The organism is Ferrimonas sp. YIN67 (assembly GCF_057219095.1).
Genome location: NZ_JBXVVJ010000002.1, coordinates 676,721 through 697,906, shown reverse-complemented (window position 1 = coordinate 697,906; position 21,186 = coordinate 676,721). Strand labels below are relative to the sequence as shown.

Genomic DNA, 21,186 nt, shown 5'->3' with positions numbered 1-21,186 from the left:
GACAAACAGTTAAGACAGCTTTGTCATCCAATACGACTCTATAGGGGATCCTTTCCCTTGGTGGCTTTTCGAAAGATACTGAGCATAGTTCAGGCATTGTTATGTGCCAGAAATTGAGTGCTTTCCGGCAGAGGCAAATTGTTTTAGATCAAGTTTTGCAAGGGCTCAGGTGGCTTGATGATTAATCAGAAGATTGATTTTTTTGGGATTGTTGACTGTGCCCGGCCGGATCGGTTTGGGGTTTAGAAACAACCGATTTAGGGGAACCCGTCTGACTGGCGGCCAGACGGGTAACGAGGCGGGCTCAGGAGTGGGCTGGGGGAGAGATGCGATAGAAGCTGGCAAACAATACCGGAACCACGATCAGGGTCAGCAGAGTGGCAAAACCCAGGCCAAACATGATGGTGACCGCCATCGACGCGAAGAAGGCGTCGGCCATCAGGGGGATCATCCCCAAGATGGTAGTCAGCGCCGCCATGGAGACGGGACGGACCCGGCTGATGGCACTGTCGACCACGGCCTGATAGGCGGCTTTGCCGGAGTCCAGTTCGCAGTTGATCTGATCCATCAGCACAATGCCGTTTTTCAGTACCATGCCCGACAGGCTCAACAGGCCCAGCAGTGCGGTAAAGCTGAACGGGTTGTTGGTGAGCAGCAGGCCGGTGGTGACGCCGATCAGTGCCAGGGGCACGGTTAACCAGATCACCAGCGGCTTGCGCAGTGAATTAAACAGAAACACCGTGATGATGAACATGATGAGATACCCCATTGGCAGGGAAGTGAACAGCATCTCTTCAGCATCCTTCTGGGCTTCATACTCTCCGCCCCAGCTCAGCTCATAACCCGGCGGCAGTGCGATCGCCTCGACTTGTGGCTGGATGCGGTCAAACAAATTGGCGGCGGTGTCGTCACCCAAAATGTCGTGATCGGCCATCACCGTCAGCGTACGTTTACGATCCCGGCGCTGAATGAGCGAATCCTGCCACTCGATGTCGATACGGCTGATCACCTGCTGGATCGGTACATAGGATTGCAACTTTGGGCTCCAGATCCGCAGGTTATCCAACGACTCCAGATCGCCACGTTCATCAAAGGGCAGACGCGCAACAATGGGCAGCATACGGGTGCCGTCGCGGTACAGACCCACCTGTGAGCCGGTGTTGGCGCTGAGCAGGGTGGTGGCGATGGACTCGTTGCTGATCCCCAAACGTCGGGCCTGGGATTCATTGATCACGGGAACCAGCACCTTGGTGCGCTCACGCCAATTGTGACGGATATTTCGGGCCCCTGGATCCTGCTTCAGGGTGTTTTGTACCTCCTGCGCTAATTCACGCAACACGTCGGGATCCGGCCCTATCAGTCGGGCTTCAATTTTGGCCGCCGGTGCCGGCCCTATTTCCATCAGGCGCAGTTGAAACTGGGCTTGCGGGTAACGATCTTCCAGCTCGGCATCGATCTTCTTCATCAGTGCGGCCTGACTGTCTCGATCCCGCATGCGGATCTGCATCTGGGCGAAGGCTTCGTAGCTGTGCTCCGGGATGTAGGTCAGGGTAAAGCGACCCATGCCGCGGCCCGTGGTGGAGGAAACAAACTCCACGCCTTCCTGTTGTTGCAGGAAGGCTTCCACCTCTCGCAGATTGTCGCGGGTGGTGCGGAGATCCGTGCCCTGTGGCAGCCACATATCCAGGTAGAAGATCGGCGTATTTGACGGTGGGAAGAACGCCTGTTTGACCGAGCCGAAACCGGCACCAGCGGCAATGAGCAGGGCAAACATACCAGCCAGGGTCACGCTCTTGTGCTTCATGGCCCACTTCAGGGTGCGACCAAAGATCACAAACAGCATGCCCTTGTAGGGATCTTCCACTTCGTCACCATCATCGGCCATCTGTTCCGGCAGGATCAGATCTGCCAGGAAGGGGGTCAGCGTCAGGGCGGTGATCCAGCTTAAGAACAGCGAGAAAAACAGCACCCAGAACAGGGATCCCATAAACTCACCGGTGGCATCCGGCGAGAGGCCGATGGGAGCGAATGCCATGATGGCGATCACCGTGGCGCCCAGCAGTGGCCAGGCGGTTTGACGGACGATCTCGATGCTCGCTTGCAGCTTGGTTCGGCCCCGCTTGAGCCCCACCAATATGCCTTCCACCACCACGATGGCGTTATCCACCAGCATCCCCAGGGCGATGATCAGGGCGCCCAGGGAGATCCGTTGTAGCTCGATGTCGGCATAATCCATGGCGATAAAGGTGCCGAGCATGGTCAGCAGCAGTACCAGGCCGATGATCAGGCCGCTGCGCAGCCCCATGGCGAACAGCAGCACAATGATCACGATCCCCACAGCCTGAGCCAGGCTGAGGATAAAGCCGTTGACCGAGGACTCCACCTCCTTAGGTTGATCGTACAGAGTATGCAGTTCAAGGCCGGCTGGGCGAGACAACTCCAATTGGGCGATGCGATTGTCGAGGCGTTTGCCCACTTCCACCACATTAACGCCCTCGCTGAATGAAATGCCAAAGGAGAGAGCGGGTTCACTGTTATAAGCCAGCAGGTGAGATGGGATCTCCTCCAGCCCCCGGTAGATATTGGCCACATCGGACAGACGCACCAACTGACCACTGTCACGGCCATGAATGATGGGATCGATGTTGGAGTCCAAGCCGCCGGGACGCAGGTACAGGCTTTCGCCATTGATGGTGATCTTACCCGCATCCAGCACGGCATTTTGTTGATTGAGCAGGCCAATGACCTGTTGGAAGTCGAGATCCAGCGCCGCCAGTTTTTTCAGGGAGATCTCGACAAACAGCTGCTCCTGTTGATCGCCTTCCACCTGAATTTTGCCGATGCCATCCACCAGCTCCAACTCACGCTTGAGCATGTCGCTGTACTGTTTTAGCTCGGTATAATCAAAGCCTTTGCCGGTGATCAGCAACATCACACCAAACACGTCGCCGAAATCGTCCATCACTTGAGTCGGGCGGGCGCCCGGCGGCAACATGGGCTGTTGATCGTTAACCTTGCGGCGCAACTCATCCCAGATCTGCGGCAGTTCATCGGCACCGTAATCCATCTTCATCGACACCTGGATCTGAGACAGGCCCGGTGACGAGGTGGAGACGATGAAGTCGACGTAGGGGAGCTGGCGGATCGCCTGCTCCAGCGGATAGGTGATCTCCTCTTCGACCTCCTCGGCAGTGGCGCCCGGATAGGCGGTGATCACCATGGAATCTTTGATGGTGAAGGCGGGATCTTCCAGCCTGGCGAGGCTGTTAAACGCGTTCAAGCCACCGATGGCGAGGATCAACAGGAACATCCAGCTGATCACCCGGTGCTGAATGGCGTATTGGGCAATGTTCATGATTACTGCTTATCCTGTTGCTGCGCTGGGTTGGCGGACGAGTGGGGGCGCACGGTCATGCCGTCGCGCAGGCGTGATAAACCGGTGACGATCAACCGGTCGCCGGTATTGATGCCATCAATGATCTGGGCGCCAGAGTGGGTCAGCTCACCGATGGTGACATTGATGCGACTGGCCTTATCCTGCTCCAACCGCCAGGCATAGAACTGCCCCTGCTCCGCACCGGACTGCAGGGCAGTCATGGGCACGGTAAAGCCCTCGGGCAGGTCCAGTTCCGCGGCTTTCATATCGACCACCACGGTCACCGGCTGACCCGGGCGGATGGGCTCCGCCGTGGGCGCCATGGTCAGCCACATATGGAAGGTGCGGCTGCTGGGATCCAGCTCCAGCGTGTGCTCCAGATAGCGGGCCGGATAAGACTTACCTGAGCCGGTCACTCGGATCAGCGGTTGATAGTCGCTGTTGTCTGGTTGGCCGGGATCCACCTGTGACAGCAGGGCGTCCGGCAGCGGCACTTGGATATCGACACGGTCATTGCGATACAGGGTGATCACCGCTTCGCCCGGCTGCACCGTCTCAAAGTCTTTCTTATTCACCTCAGACACCACGCTATTAAACGGCGCAAACAGCTCGGTGTAGCGCAGGCCCAGCTCGGCCGCTTTTTGATTGGCTTTGGCCAGACGATGATTGGCCGCCAGTTCATCCAATTCCGCCTGAGACAGCAGATCTTGCCCCGCCAGCGTCTGGGCGCGGCGCAGCTGGCGATCCAGCAGGGCATACTGGGCCTTGGCATCGGTCAGGGCATCCCGCGCGGTGCTGTCGATCAGGCGGGCGATCAGTTGCCCTTTTTTCACGGTTTGGCCGGACAGCACGGCGATGTCGCTGATCTTGCCATCGACGCGAAACGACAGACGGGTGAGATCCGCGGGGACCACACTGGCGTTAAACTCACGTTGGTTATTCAGCACATCGGCGACCACCGTCAGGGTGGCAACCCGCATAGGTTCGGCTATCGTCTCGGCTCGCTCGCTGCTGCAGCCCGCCAGCGTCAGGCTGATGGTGGCGGCCAGCGCCAAGGGTTTCAGTAGGCTGTTTTTTACTTTCAACATCTTAAATTCCTCGCTCGCGCTGCCAAGGGCGCACTTGTTGTCCCTCGACCAACTGCTCGCCGCCGACGGCCACCACCTTGTCACCGGCGGACAGCCCTTGGGTGATCTCGCCTTGTGGGTTCAGCCGCAATAGCACCAGCTCCAGCGTCATATCGGCTTTGAGCCGCCATGCCCGGGCACGGTTGGGGCCTCTATCCATTAAGGCGCTATCCGGTAGCGCTAATGCTGTGGGGCGGGCCAGCGGGTTATCCAGCGTCACTTGTGCAGTCATGCCCGGCAGGATGTTGAGCGCATCGGGGCGCTCCACCGTGAGTAGGACACGGTAACTGTTGGTGTCCGGATCCGGCTGGGGCGAGATCTCTTTCAGATAGGCGTCCAACTGCTGGCCGGGAAAGGCGTCAAAGGTGACGACAGGACGGGCCTCGTCCACCGAGGCCAGCACCTGGCGGTATTGGATTGGCAGGTTAAACGCCACGTCCAACTGGGCATCACTTTGCAGGTTCAACACCGGCTGATTAGCGCCCACCACCTCAAAGGGGCGGGCGTGGGTCAAGGCGATCTGGCCATCAAACGGGGCGGTCAAACGGGTGTAGCGCAGTTCGGTTTTGGCTTGCTCCAGCTGGGCTTGCGCCACCGTGAGCTGGGTTTGTGAGCGATCCAGCTGATCGTCACTGATCAACTGGCGGGCGTGCAGCGTGGTGTCCCGCTCCAGTCGGACCTTCGCCAGCTGATACTCCGCCTGGCGCGCCTCAACGGCCACCTGATAGTCGGATGGATCCAACTCGGCCAGTGTCTGGCCGGCTTTGACTTCATCCCCCATGCGGACTCGCAATGCTCGGATCTCGCCGGGCACCTGAAACGCCATGCGGGCGCGATTATTGGCTTCGATCTGACCGGCAAAGCGGATGGTTTGATGATCCGCGAGAGCGGGGATCTCGATTATCTTGACTGGCTTAATGCCACTTAACTGTGGCTCTGCGTGGGCTGCGAAGTTAAGGCTGATCACAGCGCCAACGGTGATGATGGCGGCCAAACTGAACAGCTTAAGCTTGGTGGAGAGCGATTTCATCTTCGTCCCTTTAGGATTGGGCAGGTGACTATACATGCGTATAATATATTTACTGTCCGAGTGGATAGCAAGTATATTATCCGGGTGGATAGCAAGTTTGCTGTACTGATGGATAGTAAAGTAGGCTGGATCGGGCATAATGGGCCCGTTCCCGGCGCCCTGATTAGATGAATGGCGTGATTGAGTTATAGGTAAGCGTATGATTGAGAAACGTTCAGGTAGGCAGAGTGCCGACTCGGCTGAACACACCAAAGATCAGATCTTGTGTGCCGCCGCGGCGCTGTTTTGCGAAAAAGGCTACGACAAGGTCTCGGTACGGGAGATCAGCGAACGTGCGGGGGTTTCCCACGGCCTCATCCGTCATCACTTCGGCGCCAAGCAGCAGGTTTGGGAGCGGATCTGTGACGGCGTGCATCAGGAGTTCGGCCTTATTCTTGAGCGACTGGTCTCGGAGATGGATCCGTCGATGTCAGCCAATGTGCGCCTGTATACCTTGATGAGCCGGTTGACGGCCACCCTGTTACTGGATCCCCGTCCCTGTCAGTTGATGGCCGGTGCGGTTCGGGAAAATACCGAACTGTTTGATTACCTTAAGGACCATCCAACCTCAATGGTGATGCCTATCGAGCAGGCCTTGAAAGAGGCGCAGGACGCCGGATTCATGCGTGACTCCAGCGTTGGGGAGCTCAAGTGGATGATGATTGTCCACCTCGATGCGGCAACGACCCTGACGCCCATGCTGCAGGAAACCTATGGTGAGGATAAATCTCTGGCGCTGTACCGCCACTGGTTGATGTATTGCCGCAGTTTGGGCTCGATGCTCGGGATCGAACACGATACTTTCCCGCGTCCGGCGACGCTGGAAGAGATCGCGATTGAACGTACCTGCGGACTGAGCCGCTAAAGGCAGAGCCGTTGGCCAAAGCCCCGACATAGATCGGGGCTTTTTGCGTTTTCAGGGGGCACCCGCGGTGTCTAAGCCAATGCCGTCGCCGGTCACTGAGCGCTCAGCGGGCGCGGTCGATTGACTCCTTCTGATCAGGGGCTCGTCACTTGCGGGCCTTAAACAGGCGTAAACGGTTGGCATTGCTGACCACTGTGATGGAGGAGAGCGCCATCGCCGCCCCGGCGATCATCGGGTTGAGCAGGGTGCCGGTCAACGGGTAGAGCACACCGGCGGCAACCGGAATGCCAATGCTGTTGTAAATAAAGGCCCCCAGCAGGTTTTGATGCATGTTTTTCAGGGTGGCGCGAGAGAGTTGCAGCGCGTCCACCGCGCTCATCAAGCTATGGCGGATCAGGGTGAAGTGGGCACTCTCCTTAGCGATATCACTGCCACTGCCCATGGCCATGCTGACGTGGGCGGCGGCCAGGGCGGGCGCATCGTTGATGCCATCGCCGATCATCAATACCCGGTGTCCCTGCGCACTGAGCTGCTCCACCAGGGCGGCTTTCTCACCGGGCTGAACGCCGGCATACAGGTCATCGATGTTGGCCTGTTTGCCGATCGCACGAGCGGTTTTCTCGGTGTCGCCGGTCATCATGATCACCCGCTTGCCCATGGCCTGCAGTTGGGCCACGGCGGCGGCACTGTCCTCGCGCAGGGGGTCGCTGACGCCCAATACCGCGATGACTTCTCCCTCACTGGCCACAAATATCGGCGTCGCGCCTTGCTCGCTGATGGCGTCGGCGTGCGCCTGGATGGCCGTCGATAGGGCGGGCATAAAGCGGGCGTTGCCGATCAGCCACTGCTGGCCGTCGAACGAGGCGCTGATCCCTTTGCCCGGATGGGCCTGAAACGCCGAGGGCTTCGATGGCGCCGTCAGGTAGGGACGGAAGGCCATCGCCAACGGGTGCTCGGAGTGGCCCTCGATGGCGGCGACCGCGTTGAGCAGCACCGTTTCATCGCCATGATAGATATGGCGGTGGGTCAGCTTGGGCTGGCCCTGGGTCAGGGTGCCGGTTTTATCCAGCACCACGGTATCGATGGCATCGGTGAGCTGCAGTGCGGCGGCGTCCCGCACCAGGATCCCCAGCTCGGCGGCGCGGCCCACACCAATGTTGACCGACATGGGCGTGGCCAGACCCAGAGCGCAGGGGCAGGCGATGATCAGCACTGTGGTGGCGGTCACCAGCATATAGCTGATGGTCGGCTCTGGGCCGAACAGGCCCCAAACCACCGCGGTCAACACCGCGATCGCCACCACCACGGGCACGAAAACGGCGGCGATCCGATCCACCAGGCGGGCCAGCGCCGGCTTGGAGTTTTGCGCCGTGCGCACCATCTCGACGATATGGGCCAGCAGGGTGTCACTGCCGGTGGCGGTGACCCGATAATCCAAAGCGCCTTGCTGGTTTTGCGTCCCCGCGCTGACGCGATCGCCCGCACTCTTGGCCACGGCGATGGGCTCACCAGTGAGCATGGCTTCGTCGATGTAGCTGTGGCCATCCACCACCACCCCATCCAGTGCCACTTTCATCCCTGGCTTGAGGCGGACGCGCATGCCCGGCTCAATCTCGGCCAGCGGCGTGATCACCTCCTGCTGATCCACCATGACCACAGCTTCCGGTGGCTGCAGATCCAGCAGCTTTTCCAATGCGCGGGAGGCACGGCGCTTGGCCTTGGTCTCGATGGCGTGACCCAGCGAGATCAAACCGATGATCATGGCCGAAGCTTCAAAGTAGACATGGCGGGCGGCTTCTGGAAAGAAGCCGGGACTGATCACCACCAGCATGGAGTAGAGCCAGGCACTGCCGGTGCCCAGCGCCACCAGGGTGTCCATGGTGGCACTGCCACGACGCAGGGCAGACCAGGCATTGGTGAAAAACAGGCGGCCCGCGCTCATCAGCATGGCCAGGGTCAGCAGGCCGGCGATCCCCCAACCCAGTTGCAGGGCAGGGGAGGTGATCATCATCGAGCCCCCCAGCAGGCCGTAGGCCATCATAGGGATCCCAAGACCCAGAGCGATGGCGGTGTCGCGCAGGAAACGGCGGTATTGCGACTGGGTTTTCTGCTCCAGTTTATCGCGTCGCTCCTGCTCACTGCGCATCGGCTCGGCAGGGTAACCCGCCTGCCGCAAGGCGTTCAGTACGGGCGTGATCTCATCGCATTGTACTTGCAGGCTCTGCTCCGCCAGACTGACGCTGACGTGAGACACCCCTGGGGCGCTGGCTGCCGCGTTTTCGACGGCGCGCACACAGCTGGCACAGGTCATGCCGGCCACCAGCAGATGGTGTGTGGTGCCTCGTTTGGGCTTCGCCGTGTTGCTGAGAACGGCGGGATCCGGGTTGACGTTCAGCGGCGTTAAGGGAGCCTGGGTGTGAGCGGTCGTCTCTGGTTCCGGCTCAACGGGGGGCTGGGTATCAAAGCCAAGTTCGCGGATCAGGCCGCGCAGCGTGTCGGCGTCGATGGCGCCGTGCACCGTCATGGCCTCTTTATTGACACTGAACTGCTCAATGTCGCTACGCTGCTCAAGCGCTGCTTCCACCTTCTTGACGCAGCGGCCACAGTTCAGCCCATATAAGGGATAGTGGCGTGCCATTGAGTCAGAATTCGGGACGGCAAACCCAAGCGCTTCAATCAGCTCGACCGCCTGTGCACGGCTGATGGTGCCATGCAGGGTCATTTGGGTTTTGCTGATCTCAAAGTGCTCTACGTCGCTGCGCTCACTCAGGGCAGCGGAGACTTTGTTGACGCAGCGCTGGCAGTTGAGGCCAGCCAATGGAAGCGCTAGGGACATCGTGTTTTCCATCTCGATTCGGTATGCTGACAGCATAAAGCTTCCAGCTACTGTAAGGTCAAGCGTGAATATCAGTGAAGTGACCCAGCGCACGGGCGTGCCCCAGAAAACCATCCGTTTTTACGAGCAGCGGGGCCTGTTGACCCCGCCCGAGCGAGCAGGCAACGGCTATCGGACGTACGCCGCAAATCACCTGGCGGAGATCTTAATGATCAAACGGGCTCGCCTGATCGGCTTCAGCCTCGATGAGTGTCACTCACTGTTGGCCCTGTCGCGGGATCCCCATCGCTCCAGCGCAGACGTTAAGCAACACGCACTGGATAAGTTGACGGAGATCGACAGTAAGATCGCCGAACTCGAAGCGATGCGTACCACCTTGGCGGCCCTAACCCAACAGTGCCCCGGCGATGGCTCTCCGCAATGTCCTATCCTGATGGCCCTGAGCGAGACGCCCTGCAAGCACAACAGCTGAACGGGCTCCCAGCGAATAAGAGCCTGTCAGGGCGCGACCCTTAGTCTGAATGCATGTCGCTGCCGTGCGTTTGCTGCGGTAGTTTGGCGCTTTGTTGGCTTAGCGTTAGGGGAGTCCGAATGGACAAGGCATTGGCGGGTAAAACCGTGTTTCTGACCGGCGGTTCACGGGGCATAGGGCAAGCCATCGCGGTGCGCTTGGCGCAGGCGGGGGCCGACATCGCCATCGGCTCGAAATCGTCCGAGCCCCATCCCACCTTGCCGGGCACCATCCATGAGACCGCCGAATTGGTCGAGCAGGCAGGGGGCAGGGCGCTGGCCATCGAACTGGATGTGCGGGACCAAGCCAGCATTCAGGCAGCTGTCGAGCAGACGGTGGGCCATTTCGGCGGCATCGATATCTGCATCAATAACGCCGGGGCTTTTTGGCTGCAGCCGTCGATGGAAACCCCGGCCAAGCGCCACGATCTGCTGTTTCAGATCAACGAGCGTGCCTGCTTCCTGGTGACCCAGGCCTGCTACCCCTACTTGAAACAGTCCGACAATGGTCATGTGCTCAGCCTGGCCCCGCCACTGGATCTCAAACCCATCTGGTTTCAGCACACCTCCCCCTATAGCGTCTCCAAGTACGCCATGAGCCTGTACACCTTGGGGTGGGCCAAAGAGTTCGCTGCCGACGGCGTGGCCGCCAATACCCTGTGGCCGCGAACCGGCATCGAATCCCCCGCCGCCCTGTTTCACGGCGGCGACGAGCTGCGCCGAGAGTTTCGTAAAGCCGAGATCATGGCGGACGCCGCCCTTGCCATCGTCAGCAAGCCAGCTTCGGAATTTACCGGCAACTTCTGCATCGATGACAGCCTGCTGTATGCCGAAGGGGTGCGGGATCTTGATCGCTACAGCGTAGAACCCGGCGCCGCCCTGGTGCCGGACTACTTTGTGCCCGACAGTATTGCCGCGCCACCGGGCGTCAAGCTCAGCCAGTTTCGCATGTACCCGTTGGATTGAGGTGTCAGCTTAGCGTCGGGCTGGATGTGCGCCTGAAGATGGGCGCCGATGCTTGTGAGTCTTCGCAACGCATTGATATGCATTGATAAGCATCGAGTGATTGGGTCTAGCGACCGTAAGGGATGCGGTCGCGTGCGAGCGGTTTGGCCGCTTGCTGAGCTCGTTAGCGCCAGTTGATCCAGGGATCGTCGCTGGCTTTCGATGCAGAGGTGCTCGTCTCGCCCCTGGAGCCGCTTTTTCCCCGCTTTTTGTCACCATCGCGCGAACCGTATGAGGCACTGCGGGCGCCACTAAAGCCTCTGCCTGAGCCCTTGCCGCCTTGACGGAACCCGCCATTTTTCTGGTGGGATTGGGCTTTCTCCTCGCGCTTCTTACGCTGCTCTTCGGCATCTTCAAAGCTCAGTGCTTTGGGCTCGCCGATCTTGTGATGATCCGGAACGATGCGATCTCGCGGGGGCAGCGCAAACTGTTCCGATGAAGGTCGGGGCAGGCTCTTAAACGTATACAAATAGAACACTTCCAGTTTGTGGCGTGCCCACTCGGTTTTCTTTAAGAACTTCAAACTGGACTCAATCGTCGGGCGATTTTTAAAACAATGGATATTTAAATACGCATCCAATAACTCAAATCCATATTGGTCCACCACCTGCGTCAGCATGTCTTGCAAACTAAGACCATGTAGTGGGTTGTTTTCATAATTAATTTTGTCAGTCATTCGATTTTCCAATATGGACAGCCTGAGTGACATTGTACGCTCGAATGCCCTTCAGGCACAGCTGGCTGCGATGGGTCTGCAAACAACCGAGAGGCTAGCTACGGCGCGCAGCGTAGGGAAAGCCGAAGGGGGAGTGTTTGCATGGTCATTGACCTCTGTAACCCAGCATGCTGACGGGGTGTGCTTCCGTTGTCCCATCAACCTGACGCCCTGGTACGATCTTGATGTGATCAAATAGGCGAGATCGCAACCATTCGAACCGGCTCCCCGGCGTCGGTTTTCCTTGTGTTGGCGACTTGATATTCGCTACTAGTGCATTTTTATGCGCGGTTGCGAGATTTTTTGAGAAGTGGTTATGAGTGTTGAGATCTGGCTGGCCTATCTGGGCGTGATTGGGTTGTTGATTGTGTTTCCGGGACCTTTTGCCCTGTTGTGCGTGACCCATGGGGCGCAGCATGGCCGACGACGTTCGCTGGCGACCATCGCGGGTGGCACGCTGGCGTCATTGACCCTGATGGCGGCGTCGGCGCTGGGCCTGGGGGCGGTACTGGCCAGTTCGACAACGGCCTTTATGGCGGTAAAGCTGTTTGGTGCTGGGTATCTGATCTACCTGGGGGTGTCAGCCTGGCGGGAGGGAAGTGTCGAGTTAACCGCAGCAACCACCACCGAACAAGGCATGGGCCGGATGAGTCGCTGGCGCCTGTTGCGCACCGGTTTTATGGTGGGGATCAGTAACCCCAAAGGTCTGCTGTTCTTTGCGGCTCTGTTTCCGACCTTTATTCAGATCGACCAGCCGTTCCTGGCGCAGATCATGATCCTGGCTTTGACCTGGGTTGTTCTCGATTCGCTGGTGATGTTTCTCTACAGCATGCTTGGTACGCGTATTACCCCTTGGTTTGCAAAGTGCCGGAATCAGCAGCGATTTAATCGAGTTACGGGCGGATTGTTTGCCAGTGCGGGTGGGGCATTGCTGTGGCGCACGGCTCGGGAGTGATGTCTGAGCGAAGATCAATGGCTCGGATCGAGGCCCCGACAGGCATACCGTCGAGACCTCAATTTGGGCTTAAAATTGATAATCCAGCAAAAAGTGGAGGTTTGAGTCACTCTCTTTGAGGGCTTCCCAGCGGGTGTGGCTGCGCACGTACTCCAGGGTCAAGCCCAGTCCCATGCGCCAGCGGAACTCCATGGCCAGGTTGGCCCCATAGCTGCGGCCATCCAGGCGGTAGTCCTGTTGCCAGTGGGGATCCTCATCCGGGTACCAGCGACGCTGCTCCCCCTTGAGCCGGTTGTCCCGGTAGTAGGGGCCGCCGTACAGCAGCACGAGATCCGAAGCCCGGTAACCCAGGATCCAGGCGGCATCGATCCCGGTGATGTCATGGGCCCAACGATCATAAACGTCGTTCTTGTCCTGATCACGCAGCGTCCGTTGTCGACTCTGTGACTGGGTTAGTGCTCCCAGGGTCAAGGCCTGGGACAGGTTTCCTTCGGAAGCGTTACCCCGACCCTCTCCCCAGAACTGGTATTGGATCTGGTAGAGGGTACCGCTCTCTTCGTCCCGAACCGCGAGGGCAAGCTTGGGGGCGACCGTCAGGCTGCCACGAACTCCAAAGTCCACTTCATAACCTCGATGAGTGAGCGCATCCTCATCCACCCAGTAGTTGGCAGTCGTCGCCGAGCCCAGGGTCAAACCAACCTTGGGTCGCCAGGCCTCGCTGCTGATCTCCGGGCTGTCCAGGCGGGTATTGCCTGTGCTGAGGTAAACCGGGTTGGCACAACCGGAGAGCAGCAGGGCGATAAGGGGATACAGGAGCGATCTCAACATGGGGCATTCAGTAGGGCAGTCCAATTTGGCCGGGAGTATCGATGATTGGCTTGGTGAAACGCCAGTCGGCTTGGCGAGTTTGTGATCGCCTAGGAAAAAGAGGAAATGGTTACAGTGGGTTACAAAGGGCCTCTGTATCGTTTCTGGGTGGGGCCTGGGACGGTTAATGCTGACGGAGAGGCAATGCAAACAGGCCCGGTGCGTATGCGCCGGGCCTGTGTTTTTTTAGTCTGAGCCCAAGGCGGGCTTAGCGACGGAAGTCCACCACTTCGGTGTTTTCCAGGGTGATCTCGGTGTGTGCAGGACGGGTCTGGGCCAGTACCTTGCCATGACGGATGGAGTAGCGCACCGGCACCTGGCGGCGCAGGGCATCAAAGCCGTTTTCCGCCGGCAGCACCAGCAGGCTCATGGGCTTACCCACCTCGATGCCGTATTGATCTTCCACCTGCAGGGTGCGGGCGCTGTGGCGGCCAATCAGCTTGAGGCTGTCATTGAGCTGGTCATAGCCCATGATCTGACACACGTGCATGCCCATGTGCAGCACCTGCATCATGTTGGCCGTTCCCAGGGGATACCAGGGATCGAACACATCGTCGTGGCCGAAGCAGACGTTGATCTCGGCGGCCAGCATCTCCTTGACCCGGGTGATCCCGCGGCGCTTGGGATAATCATCGAAGCGGCCCTGCAGGTGGATGTTCACCAGGGGGTTGGCGACGAAGTTGATGTCGGACAGTTTCAGCAGACGGAACAGGCGTGATGCGTAGGCCCCGTTGTAGGAGTGCATCGCCGTGGTGTGGCTGGCGGTGACGCGATGGCCCATGCCACGCTCGTAGGCCAGGGTGGCGAGGGTCTCGATGAAGCGGGACTGCTCGTCGTCGATCTCGTCGCAGTGCACGTCCACCAGACAGTCGAACTCTTCGGCCAGGCTGAACATGTAGTGCAGCGACTCGATGCCGTACTCTCGGGTGAACTCGAAGTGGGGAATGGCGCCGATCACATCGGCACCCAGCTCCATCGCCTCACGCAGGATCGCCTTGCCGTTGGGGAAGGATTGAATGCCCTCCTGGGGAAAGGCGACGATCTGGATGGTGATCCACGCTTTCATCTCTTCGCGCAGTTCGATCATGGCCTTGAGGGCGATGAGATCCGGATCGGAGACGTCGACGTGAGTACGCACAAACTGGACGCCATTGGCGATCTGCCATTTCAGGGTCTGCTTGGCGCGAGTTTTTACATCCTCGGGCGTCAGCATTGCCTTGCGCTCAGACCAGCATTCGATGCCTTCAAACAGGGTGCCGGAGATGTTCCAGCGAGGCTCGCCTGCGGTCTGGGTGGTATCCAGATGGACATGAGGCTCGATAAAGGGGGCGACCGCCAGGCCGCCCTCACCGTCGAGGACTTCGCCATGAGCGCTTTGTGAGCAGGCATCGGCCATGGGGACGATGGCGCGGATCACGCCTTCGTCGCTCTGGATCTGCCACAGGCCGTCACGCCCTTCGAGGTGTACGTTGTTGACCAACATGGATCAGGCTCCTTGGGCTGAGTTCTGAGCTTGGCTCTGAGCTTGTTTGGAGCTTACGCTATTTTCCAGGCGAGCGAGCAGCACGAAGGAGAGGGCACCGCCGATCACCGCATTGACCGGGACGATGCCGGGCAGGAAGTGGCCAGCCGCCACACCGATGGCCACGGCGGCCAGGGCGCTCCAACGCACGGTCTGGAACTTGGCGTTGGCAAAGTCGTGGTAGCGCTCGCGGTTCATCAGGTAGTCGGCGATCAGGACGCCGCCGATGGGCGGGATGGCGGCGGAGAGGAAGGTCAGCCAGCCGACGAAGTTGTTGTACAGCCACATGGCGAACAGGGTACCAAACAGGCCGTTGAGCATGGAGAGGCTCTTGGCGTCGAAGCCTGTGATGTTGGCAAAGCCCAGGCCGGAGGCGTACAGGGCATTGTCGTTGGTGGTCCAGATATTCAGGCCCAGCACGATGATGGCGGGAATGAGCAGGCCCTGCAGGTACATCACCTCGGAGATATCGGACTCACCGGTGGCGGCGGCGCCGGCGGCACCGAAGATGAACATCAGGGAGTTGCCGATAAAGAAGGCGATCAGGGTGATCAGCACGGCGGTGCGTGGGCTTTTGCCGAAACGAACGAAGTCGGCGGTCAGGGTGCCGGCGCTGATAAAGGAGCCGACCACCATGGCCAGGGCCATGTTGAACTCGATGGGCTCTGCCGGGGTGAGGCTGGTCAGTTCACTGACGCCGCCCACGGAGTCCGCGGCCAGGAATACGGAGTAGCCGCCCAGCAGGGCGATGGCCGGTACGGCGATGGTGGAGAGCACCATCAGGGCCTTGATCCCAAAGGCGACGGTGGCGGTCATCGCCAGGCCGGCAACGCCGATCAGGATGTAGGCGTCGATCCCGGTGAACTTCTGTACCGGGAAGGCGAACATGGCCACACCCACACCGAACCAACCCACTTGGGTGCCGCCAAGCAGTGCGGAGGGGAGCCAGGAGCCTTTCACGCCGAAGGAGTATCGAGCCAGCAAGTGAGTGGAGAGTCCGGTGGAAGCACCGATGTAACCAAGAGAAGCGGTGTAGAGGCCGAGGAGCAGGTTGCCGATCAGAACGGCGAGGGCGAACTCTTTAAAGCTGAGGCCGGTGCCGAGGGCGCCGCCGGTCCACATGCTGGCGGAGAAGAAGGTCAAACCCAACATCACCAGCGTCAGGGGAATGAATCCCTTTCGAGCTTGACGGGGGACGGGACTGAGTCCGTATTCGGTATCGGCAGACATGGCGAGGCTCCTAATATTGTTATAAAAATTGAGTGAAGTTCAGGGCTCCAGACAAATTGCGCGGGAGTCTACGTGGGTGTTTTGTCCAGTCAAGCGGATTGCAACGAAAGCGGGCAGGGATCACAATGAACCCAATAGTGGACGGAAGTTCTGAGACATGGAGCGTAATGATGGGATTGTTGAACGCCCTGATGGGCAACGCCAGTGAAGTTGATTTGACCCAGTTGGCCGAGGAGTTGGAGCCGGTTTTGATCGAGACTGAGCAACTGGAGCTGGCTTATAAGCTGGTCCGGGATCTCTTCGTCTTTACCAACAAACGGCTCATCCTGATCGACAAGCAGGGGATGACAGGTTCTAAGATCAGCTACCTGTCGATCCCCTTTAAATCCATCACCCGTTTCGCGGTAGAGACCTCGGGACGCTTCGATCTGGATGCAGAGCTTAAGCTCTGGCTGTCCGGCCAGTCCGAGCCATTGGTTCAGGAGCTGAAGAAGGGCACGGATGTGGTTGGGATCCAGAAAGCCCTGGCCCGACTGGTCCTGTGCTGATCTTGGCAGCGGTATGATGGAGGACGGAGCGACTCCCCGGGATGGGTTTCGTCTGGCCACGCTGAACCTGTTTAACTACCTGGCTCCGCCCGGGGCCTTCTACAGTCCGGAAAATATCTATACCGAGCAGGAGTGGCAACACAAACAGGCGTGGCTTGGCCGTTACCTGGCCAATGTGCAGGCGGACATTCTCGGCTTTCAGGAGGTGTTCAGCCCACAGGCGCTCAAGGCACAGCTGCAGGGATTGGGCTATGGGCATTTCGCCGTGGTTGGCGAGCCGAAGCGGGAGCAGGGGTATCTTTACTTTGCGCCCCCCGTGGCCCTGGCCAGTCGTTTTCCCATCGAGTCCTGTGTGCCGATCACCCCATCAATTCAGCTGCTGGAACAGTTGGACCTGCCGGAGTTTGCCTTCAGTCGAGCGCCCCTTCGGGCGCTGATCCGGATCCCGGGGTTTGGCCCACTGCGGATCTACGTGGTGCATCTCAAATCTCAGCGCGCCGAGCTGAAGGAGGCGTCCGGCGGTGACGACAGCGAGCGCCTGTGGTTAGAGCCCAAGATCGGTGGCTGGCTGTCGGCCCGGCAGCGGACGGCGGAGGCGCTGGGTGTGCTGGCGGATCTTCAGGGGCAAGATCAGAGCGTGCCGACCGTGGTGATGGGAGACTTCAATGATGTGCCCGGCTCGGAAACCCTGGCCCTGTTTTCGGCGCCCAAGCGTCTGCCGCTGCGCCCCAGCGGCAGCGACCTGTCCCAGCAGGCGATCCAGGCGGTGGTCGAGGAGCGTGCGCTGTCCTGTGCCTTTGAGCTGGCGCTGGAGCACAGTCCGGTTGGACCGACCCACTACTGGGGGCCGATAGGCACCACGTTGGATCATATCCTGCTCTCCGCCGCCTTTCGGCCAGAGCACGGCATGAGCCTGGCCCAGGTGGACTGGGTGCGGCCTTTTGATGCCCACCTGGTGCGCAACGACGCCGAGGCGGATCGCCAGTGCAGCGATCATGCCGCGGTGGTGGCACAGATCCGCATACGGCAGTGAGTGCCAGCGGTGGGAGAGTGTCAGTGTCGACTGTGAAAGCCGGTTGTGAAAGCCGGGCGCAGTGCAACGGGGATTCAAGTTCGCATCGGACTTGCCGGCAGCCACGATGCCGGGCGCACAGGGTGCGATTCAACCCACGTATCGAGGTACAGATCCCGCGCCGCGATACGTAGACCTTGAGGCATAAGCGCATGTCGCTGTCGCGGAGCCTAAATGTTCGCCAGGGGTTAAATGCGGTCATTGGCTGATTGGCTGCATTTCACCATCCGGCTTCTCTGTTTCACCCACAGAACGGTGCCGTTAGGCACTTAAGGCATTGATTGAGCTAGATTCGCTTGTTAGCGTGGATTCACTTTCGCCGGTGTTAATGCGCCCATAAAGGTGCCACAGGCGCAATAACAACACTGTTAGGCCTATAGGACACGGATGACTACAGTAAAACGACTTCAAGCCGGGCAATATCAAGTATCTGACGGTCGTACCATCATCAAGGAAGGTTCAAGTTGGTATGTACTAAAAGAGAACGGTGATGTTGATATGGGGCCTCTTTCTACTCTCGCTGCTGGAAAGGAGTATGTGAGCACAGGTTCAACTTCGCTTGGCCATCATAATCTCGCATCAAAGCACGGTAGGAGGCAAAGTAAAAAGGAATTCAATGCCTACTTAGCGTCTGAAGCAAAAAATGGAAACTACGGGCCAGCAATTGTATGGATGATATTGCTGATTCTCGTAGCTGTGCTTCTAGAGGTGTTGAAGGCTAGTTGATGGGAGCATCAAGGCCTAACAAGCCCAATCAGAAATGCGCACTGTGTGCGCGGGATCTCGCTACGCTCGTCCCCTGTTGGGGGCGTTAATGTTCAAGGAGGACGGAATGAGACTATGGATGTCTGCTCTATTGTTTTGGCTATTGACTGGTTGTGTAACGACATATCAGACAGTCCAACTAGATTCTTTGGGGCAAAATTATTGGACTAACGCGGAACTTTCACATCTACAAAGTAACGACTTTCAATTAGAATTCTCTAAAGTAAAGGGGCAATGTAATGTCGAGGCATATAAATTGCCAGTACCGTCACCAAGTTGTGTGCAACCGCCTAGACAGGATTGCACGGGCCTAACTGGGTTTGCATTAGGATTCTGTCAGTCACATACACCCCAAATGAAATGTGACTATTCTGGAGTGAATGCCGCAAAGAGTGCACGTAACGAAATATATTCAAGTTGCATGCAAGCAAATGGTTGGGTGCTACAAAAGAAAAACGGGCAAGGGACTGACATATCTGGTGGAACATTTGAGTATGTCGCTTACGATAATACAAGTAACTACTACGTGAAGCTTGGCACAGTCATTAAGCAAGGCTCTATATACTCAGCAATAGTAAGGAAGATCTCCAAGACTAATGCCGATGAGTCTTATCAAGGAAGATTCTACTTTGATACAACTTCTAATACGTTAAGTGTTGATAATGCTGCTCCTGTAATTATTAATGACGGTAGTGCTGCTACATTTTTGTTAACGCGACTTAAGCAGTTGATATAGAATGAACATTAACAAGCCGCTTCAGATGGATCGAAATTTGGTTGGCTGTTGCTCGTGCCTCGCATACGTTAGCCAACCAAACTGCTTCCGCTGTGCTAGGCGTTATTTCTACCATAGGGAATGGTCATCGAATGAAAGTTAAAGGATTGATTTTTGGACTAGGCACACTCATCGCTTTGTTTGGATGTGTAAATTCTGAACAGGTGCTCTTCAATGTGGAAAAGGAGCAAGCGATAAAAATAGCTTATTCAGCAGCCATAGAAAAATATGGTTCTGAAAATGTCAGTGGTTATGATGATGTAACGGTAGAAGTAAGAGAGGCCGTCAAGAAAACGCCTGTAGAACATTTGAAAGTCGATTTTGCAAAGGTAAACTCAGTAGAGCTATTAACCAGTGGACTAGAGCTGGTTAAGTCTGAGGTGATTACTGTTAAGTTAGCAAAAGATGGAAAAGTTCTAAGCGTTAACAAAGGGCGTGCTAAGTCTACAGGAATTATGCCTTGAATTGACATAACACATATGAGTCTTCTCGGAGTCAAGAGGTACAAGCAACGCCCACCGACAAATAGGTCAGTGCAATGAGTTAACCGAGCAGCCCTGCTTCGTCTGTCTCAGCGAGCGTTTGCCGCAAACACATAGAGGGGCTCGGTTACACGGCGCTTTGCCGGTGTCAACAGCGCTTCGGCGACTGTTGAGGCACGAGACAGTCATCGGTAACCCAGGACGGACGGGAGTCGAGTCGGTTGGTGTGTTCGTCCCTTTTCAGCGCGACGCCAGTCAAGTTCACCTATGGCGGGGTGCCAACCCACTGGGTTGACTCCTTGTCGATGAGGTGCATGGCAGATCCAGTCAGGGAAACTGGTTACTCCGTGCCCTGCAGCCTTGGGTCGGATCATGCCCAGTTCGTTGAGTTTTTACCGCAATCCGTGCTTGGGACATCATCCCTCGTCATGGGAGTGGCTTGTGCCCTGAGCTACTTTTGAACCGATTTCGTGGACACAGCGAGAGCCGTCAGCTTACGCGGCGTTGCCGCTAAGCGAACCTGCGGAGCTTGGCGGTGATATTCGGTGGTCAGGGTTTGGTTGGCGAGAGCCGTCAGCTTACGCGGCGTTGCCGCTAAGCTAACCTACGGAGCTTGGCGGTGATATTCGGTGGTCAGGGTTTGGTTGGAGAGAGCCGTCAGCTTACGCGGCGTTGCCGCTAAGCTAACCTACGGAGCTTTCAGAGCTTTCAGAGCTTTCAGAGCCGTCAGCTTACGCGGCGTTGCCGCTAAGCTAACCTACGGAGCTTTCAGAGCTTTCAGAGCTTTCAGAGCCGTCAGCGTACGCGGCGTTGCCGCTAAGCTAACCTACGGAGCGTGTTGGTTCGGAGCGTGTTGGTTCGGAGCGTTGCCGTTCAGCGCGTTGCATCCGCAGGAACGTTCTACGTAGGATCCCTTGATTGGGTGTAATGGAGCAAGCATATGATTAAAGGAAGTTGTCACTGCGGTAATGTTCAGTTGTCTATTCCCGATTTGACTGAAACGGCGACGAGTTGTAATTGTTCAATCTGCTCACGATATGGGGCGATTTGGGGCTATTTCACCGGATCCGATGTGGAGGTTGTGGTTGGGGAACCGGGTTTGTCGTCCTATTGTCATGGCGACAGGTTGATCAACTTTAACCGGTGTAATGAGTGTGGTTGTATTACGCATTATATGTCAACGAGTTCCACGGCAACTCCAAGGCTTGCGGTGAATTATCGCATGTTCCCGGTTTCATTGACCTCCAAGGTAAAAGTGAGACTTTTTGATGGTGCAGACACCTGGAAATTCTTGGAGTGACGTTTTGCCCAGGGCTTACTGCCTTTAAGCCGTGACTGGAGTCGCTTAGGGCCCAATAAGCGCAGTCGGATCCCTTGTCTGGCAGGGAGTTCCCTGAAGCCGAGCCTGGGCTATGGTGGGCACTGGCTGTGCTGCGGCACTCACTGGTGGCCAGGGGGGCCAAAGGA

The 21,186-nt window shown here is 57.8% G+C and carries 18 protein-coding genes; 10 read left to right on the top strand and 8 right to left on the bottom strand.

Going from position 1 to position 21,186, the window contains the following annotated elements:
• Positions 1-304: 304 nt before the first annotated feature.
• Genes AC2D8U_RS06740 through AC2D8U_RS06730 form a run of 3 tightly spaced genes read right to left on the bottom strand, consistent with a single transcriptional unit; the run spans position 305 to position 5,533 of the window.
• A complete protein-coding gene (locus AC2D8U_RS06740; protein WP_484618291.1) occupies positions 305-3,355 on the bottom strand; it encodes an efflux RND transporter permease subunit in 3,051 nt (1,016 codons plus the stop codon).
• Between the two features lie 2 nt (positions 3,356-3,357).
• Positions 3,358-4,464: an efflux RND transporter periplasmic adaptor subunit gene (locus tag AC2D8U_RS06735; protein ID WP_484618290.1), complete on the bottom strand. Its 1,107-nt coding sequence runs from the start codon at positions 4,462-4,464 to the stop codon at positions 3,358-3,360.
• Position 4,465: 1 nt separating this feature from the next.
• Positions 4,466-5,533, bottom strand: a complete 1,068-nt coding sequence (locus AC2D8U_RS06730; protein WP_484618289.1) for an efflux RND transporter periplasmic adaptor subunit — start codon at positions 5,531-5,533, stop codon at positions 4,466-4,468.
• A 199-nt stretch (positions 5,534-5,732) separates the two neighbouring features.
• On the opposite strand from AC2D8U_RS06730, the gene AC2D8U_RS06725 reads away from it, so the two are divergent.
• Positions 5,733-6,437: a TetR/AcrR family transcriptional regulator gene (locus AC2D8U_RS06725; RefSeq protein WP_484618288.1), complete on the top strand. Its 705-nt coding sequence runs from the start codon at positions 5,733-5,735 to the stop codon at positions 6,435-6,437.
• A gap of 145 nt (positions 6,438-6,582) precedes the next feature.
• Here AC2D8U_RS06725 and AC2D8U_RS06720 read toward each other — a convergent pair whose 3' ends face one another.
• On the bottom strand, positions 6,583-9,273 hold the full coding sequence (locus AC2D8U_RS06720) for a copper-translocating P-type ATPase (protein ID WP_484618287.1): 2,691 nt from the start codon (positions 9,271-9,273) through the stop codon (positions 6,583-6,585).
• Between the two features lie 64 nt (positions 9,274-9,337).
• Between AC2D8U_RS06720 and cueR the strand changes: the two genes are divergently transcribed.
• Positions 9,338-9,745, top strand: a complete 408-nt coding sequence (gene cueR, locus AC2D8U_RS06715) for a Cu(I)-responsive transcriptional regulator (protein WP_484618286.1) — start codon at positions 9,338-9,340, stop codon at positions 9,743-9,745.
• Between the two features lie 119 nt (positions 9,746-9,864).
• Positions 9,865-10,749: an SDR family oxidoreductase gene (locus AC2D8U_RS06710; RefSeq protein ID WP_484618285.1), complete on the top strand. Its 885-nt coding sequence runs from the start codon at positions 9,865-9,867 to the stop codon at positions 10,747-10,749.
• A 163-nt stretch (positions 10,750-10,912) separates the two neighbouring features.
• On the opposite strand, the gene AC2D8U_RS06705 is transcribed toward AC2D8U_RS06710, so the two are convergent.
• Positions 10,913-11,464 carry a VF530 family protein gene (locus tag AC2D8U_RS06705; protein WP_484618284.1) on the bottom strand — a complete coding sequence of 184 codons (552 nt, stop codon included), beginning with the start codon at positions 11,462-11,464 and terminating at the stop codon, positions 10,913-10,915.
• A gap of 355 nt (positions 11,465-11,819) precedes the next feature.
• Here AC2D8U_RS06705 and AC2D8U_RS06700 point away from each other — a divergent pair, with 355 nt between their 5' ends.
• Positions 11,820-12,458 (top strand): LysE family translocator, encoded by a 639-nt coding sequence (locus AC2D8U_RS06700; RefSeq protein ID WP_484618283.1) that lies wholly within the window; start codon positions 11,820-11,822, stop codon positions 12,456-12,458.
• 69 nt (positions 12,459-12,527) lie between these two features.
• Here AC2D8U_RS06700 and AC2D8U_RS06695 read toward each other — a convergent pair whose 3' ends face one another.
• From AC2D8U_RS06695 to codB, 3 genes are all read right to left on the bottom strand, one after another.
• Positions 12,528-13,286, bottom strand: coding sequence for a hypothetical protein (locus AC2D8U_RS06695; protein WP_484618282.1), 759 nt, complete (start codon positions 13,284-13,286; stop codon positions 12,528-12,530).
• A 247-nt stretch (positions 13,287-13,533) separates the two neighbouring features.
• Positions 13,534-14,808 (bottom strand): cytosine deaminase, encoded by a 1,275-nt coding sequence (locus AC2D8U_RS06690; protein ID WP_484618281.1) that lies wholly within the window; start codon positions 14,806-14,808, stop codon positions 13,534-13,536.
• Between the two features lie 3 nt (positions 14,809-14,811).
• Positions 14,812-16,077 carry a cytosine permease gene (gene codB, locus AC2D8U_RS06685; protein ID WP_484618280.1) on the bottom strand — a complete coding sequence of 422 codons (1,266 nt, stop codon included), beginning with the start codon at positions 16,075-16,077 and terminating at the stop codon, positions 14,812-14,814.
• Between the two features lie 170 nt (positions 16,078-16,247).
• On the opposite strand from codB, the gene AC2D8U_RS06680 reads away from it, so the two are divergent.
• From AC2D8U_RS06680 to AC2D8U_RS06655, 6 genes are all read left to right on the top strand, one after another.
• On the top strand, positions 16,248-16,625 hold the full coding sequence (locus AC2D8U_RS06680) for a PH domain-containing protein (protein ID WP_484618279.1): 378 nt from the start codon (positions 16,248-16,250) through the stop codon (positions 16,623-16,625).
• Positions 16,579-17,658 (top strand): endonuclease/exonuclease/phosphatase family protein, encoded by a 1,080-nt coding sequence (locus tag AC2D8U_RS06675; RefSeq protein ID WP_484618278.1) that lies wholly within the window; start codon positions 16,579-16,581, stop codon positions 17,656-17,658. The genes AC2D8U_RS06680 and AC2D8U_RS06675 overlap by 47 nt, the downstream gene beginning before the upstream one ends.
• Positions 17,659-18,084: 426 nt before the next feature.
• On the top strand, positions 18,085-18,423 hold the full coding sequence (locus AC2D8U_RS06670; protein ID WP_484618277.1) for a hypothetical protein: 339 nt from the start codon (positions 18,085-18,087) through the stop codon (positions 18,421-18,423).
• A gap of 106 nt (positions 18,424-18,529) precedes the next feature.
• Complete coding sequence (locus AC2D8U_RS06665; RefSeq protein ID WP_484618276.1) at positions 18,530-19,198, top strand: hypothetical protein; 669 nt, start codon at positions 18,530-18,532, stop codon at positions 19,196-19,198.
• A 131-nt stretch (positions 19,199-19,329) separates the two neighbouring features.
• Positions 19,330-19,701 (top strand): hypothetical protein, encoded by a 372-nt coding sequence (locus AC2D8U_RS06660; RefSeq protein WP_484618275.1) that lies wholly within the window; start codon positions 19,330-19,332, stop codon positions 19,699-19,701.
• A 958-nt stretch (positions 19,702-20,659) separates the two neighbouring features.
• The gene (locus AC2D8U_RS06655; RefSeq protein ID WP_484618274.1) at positions 20,660-21,019 is read left to right on the top strand and encodes a GFA family protein; all 360 of its coding nucleotides are present in this window, start codon (positions 20,660-20,662) and stop codon (positions 21,017-21,019) included.
• The last annotated feature ends 167 nt before the right edge of the window (positions 21,020-21,186 follow it).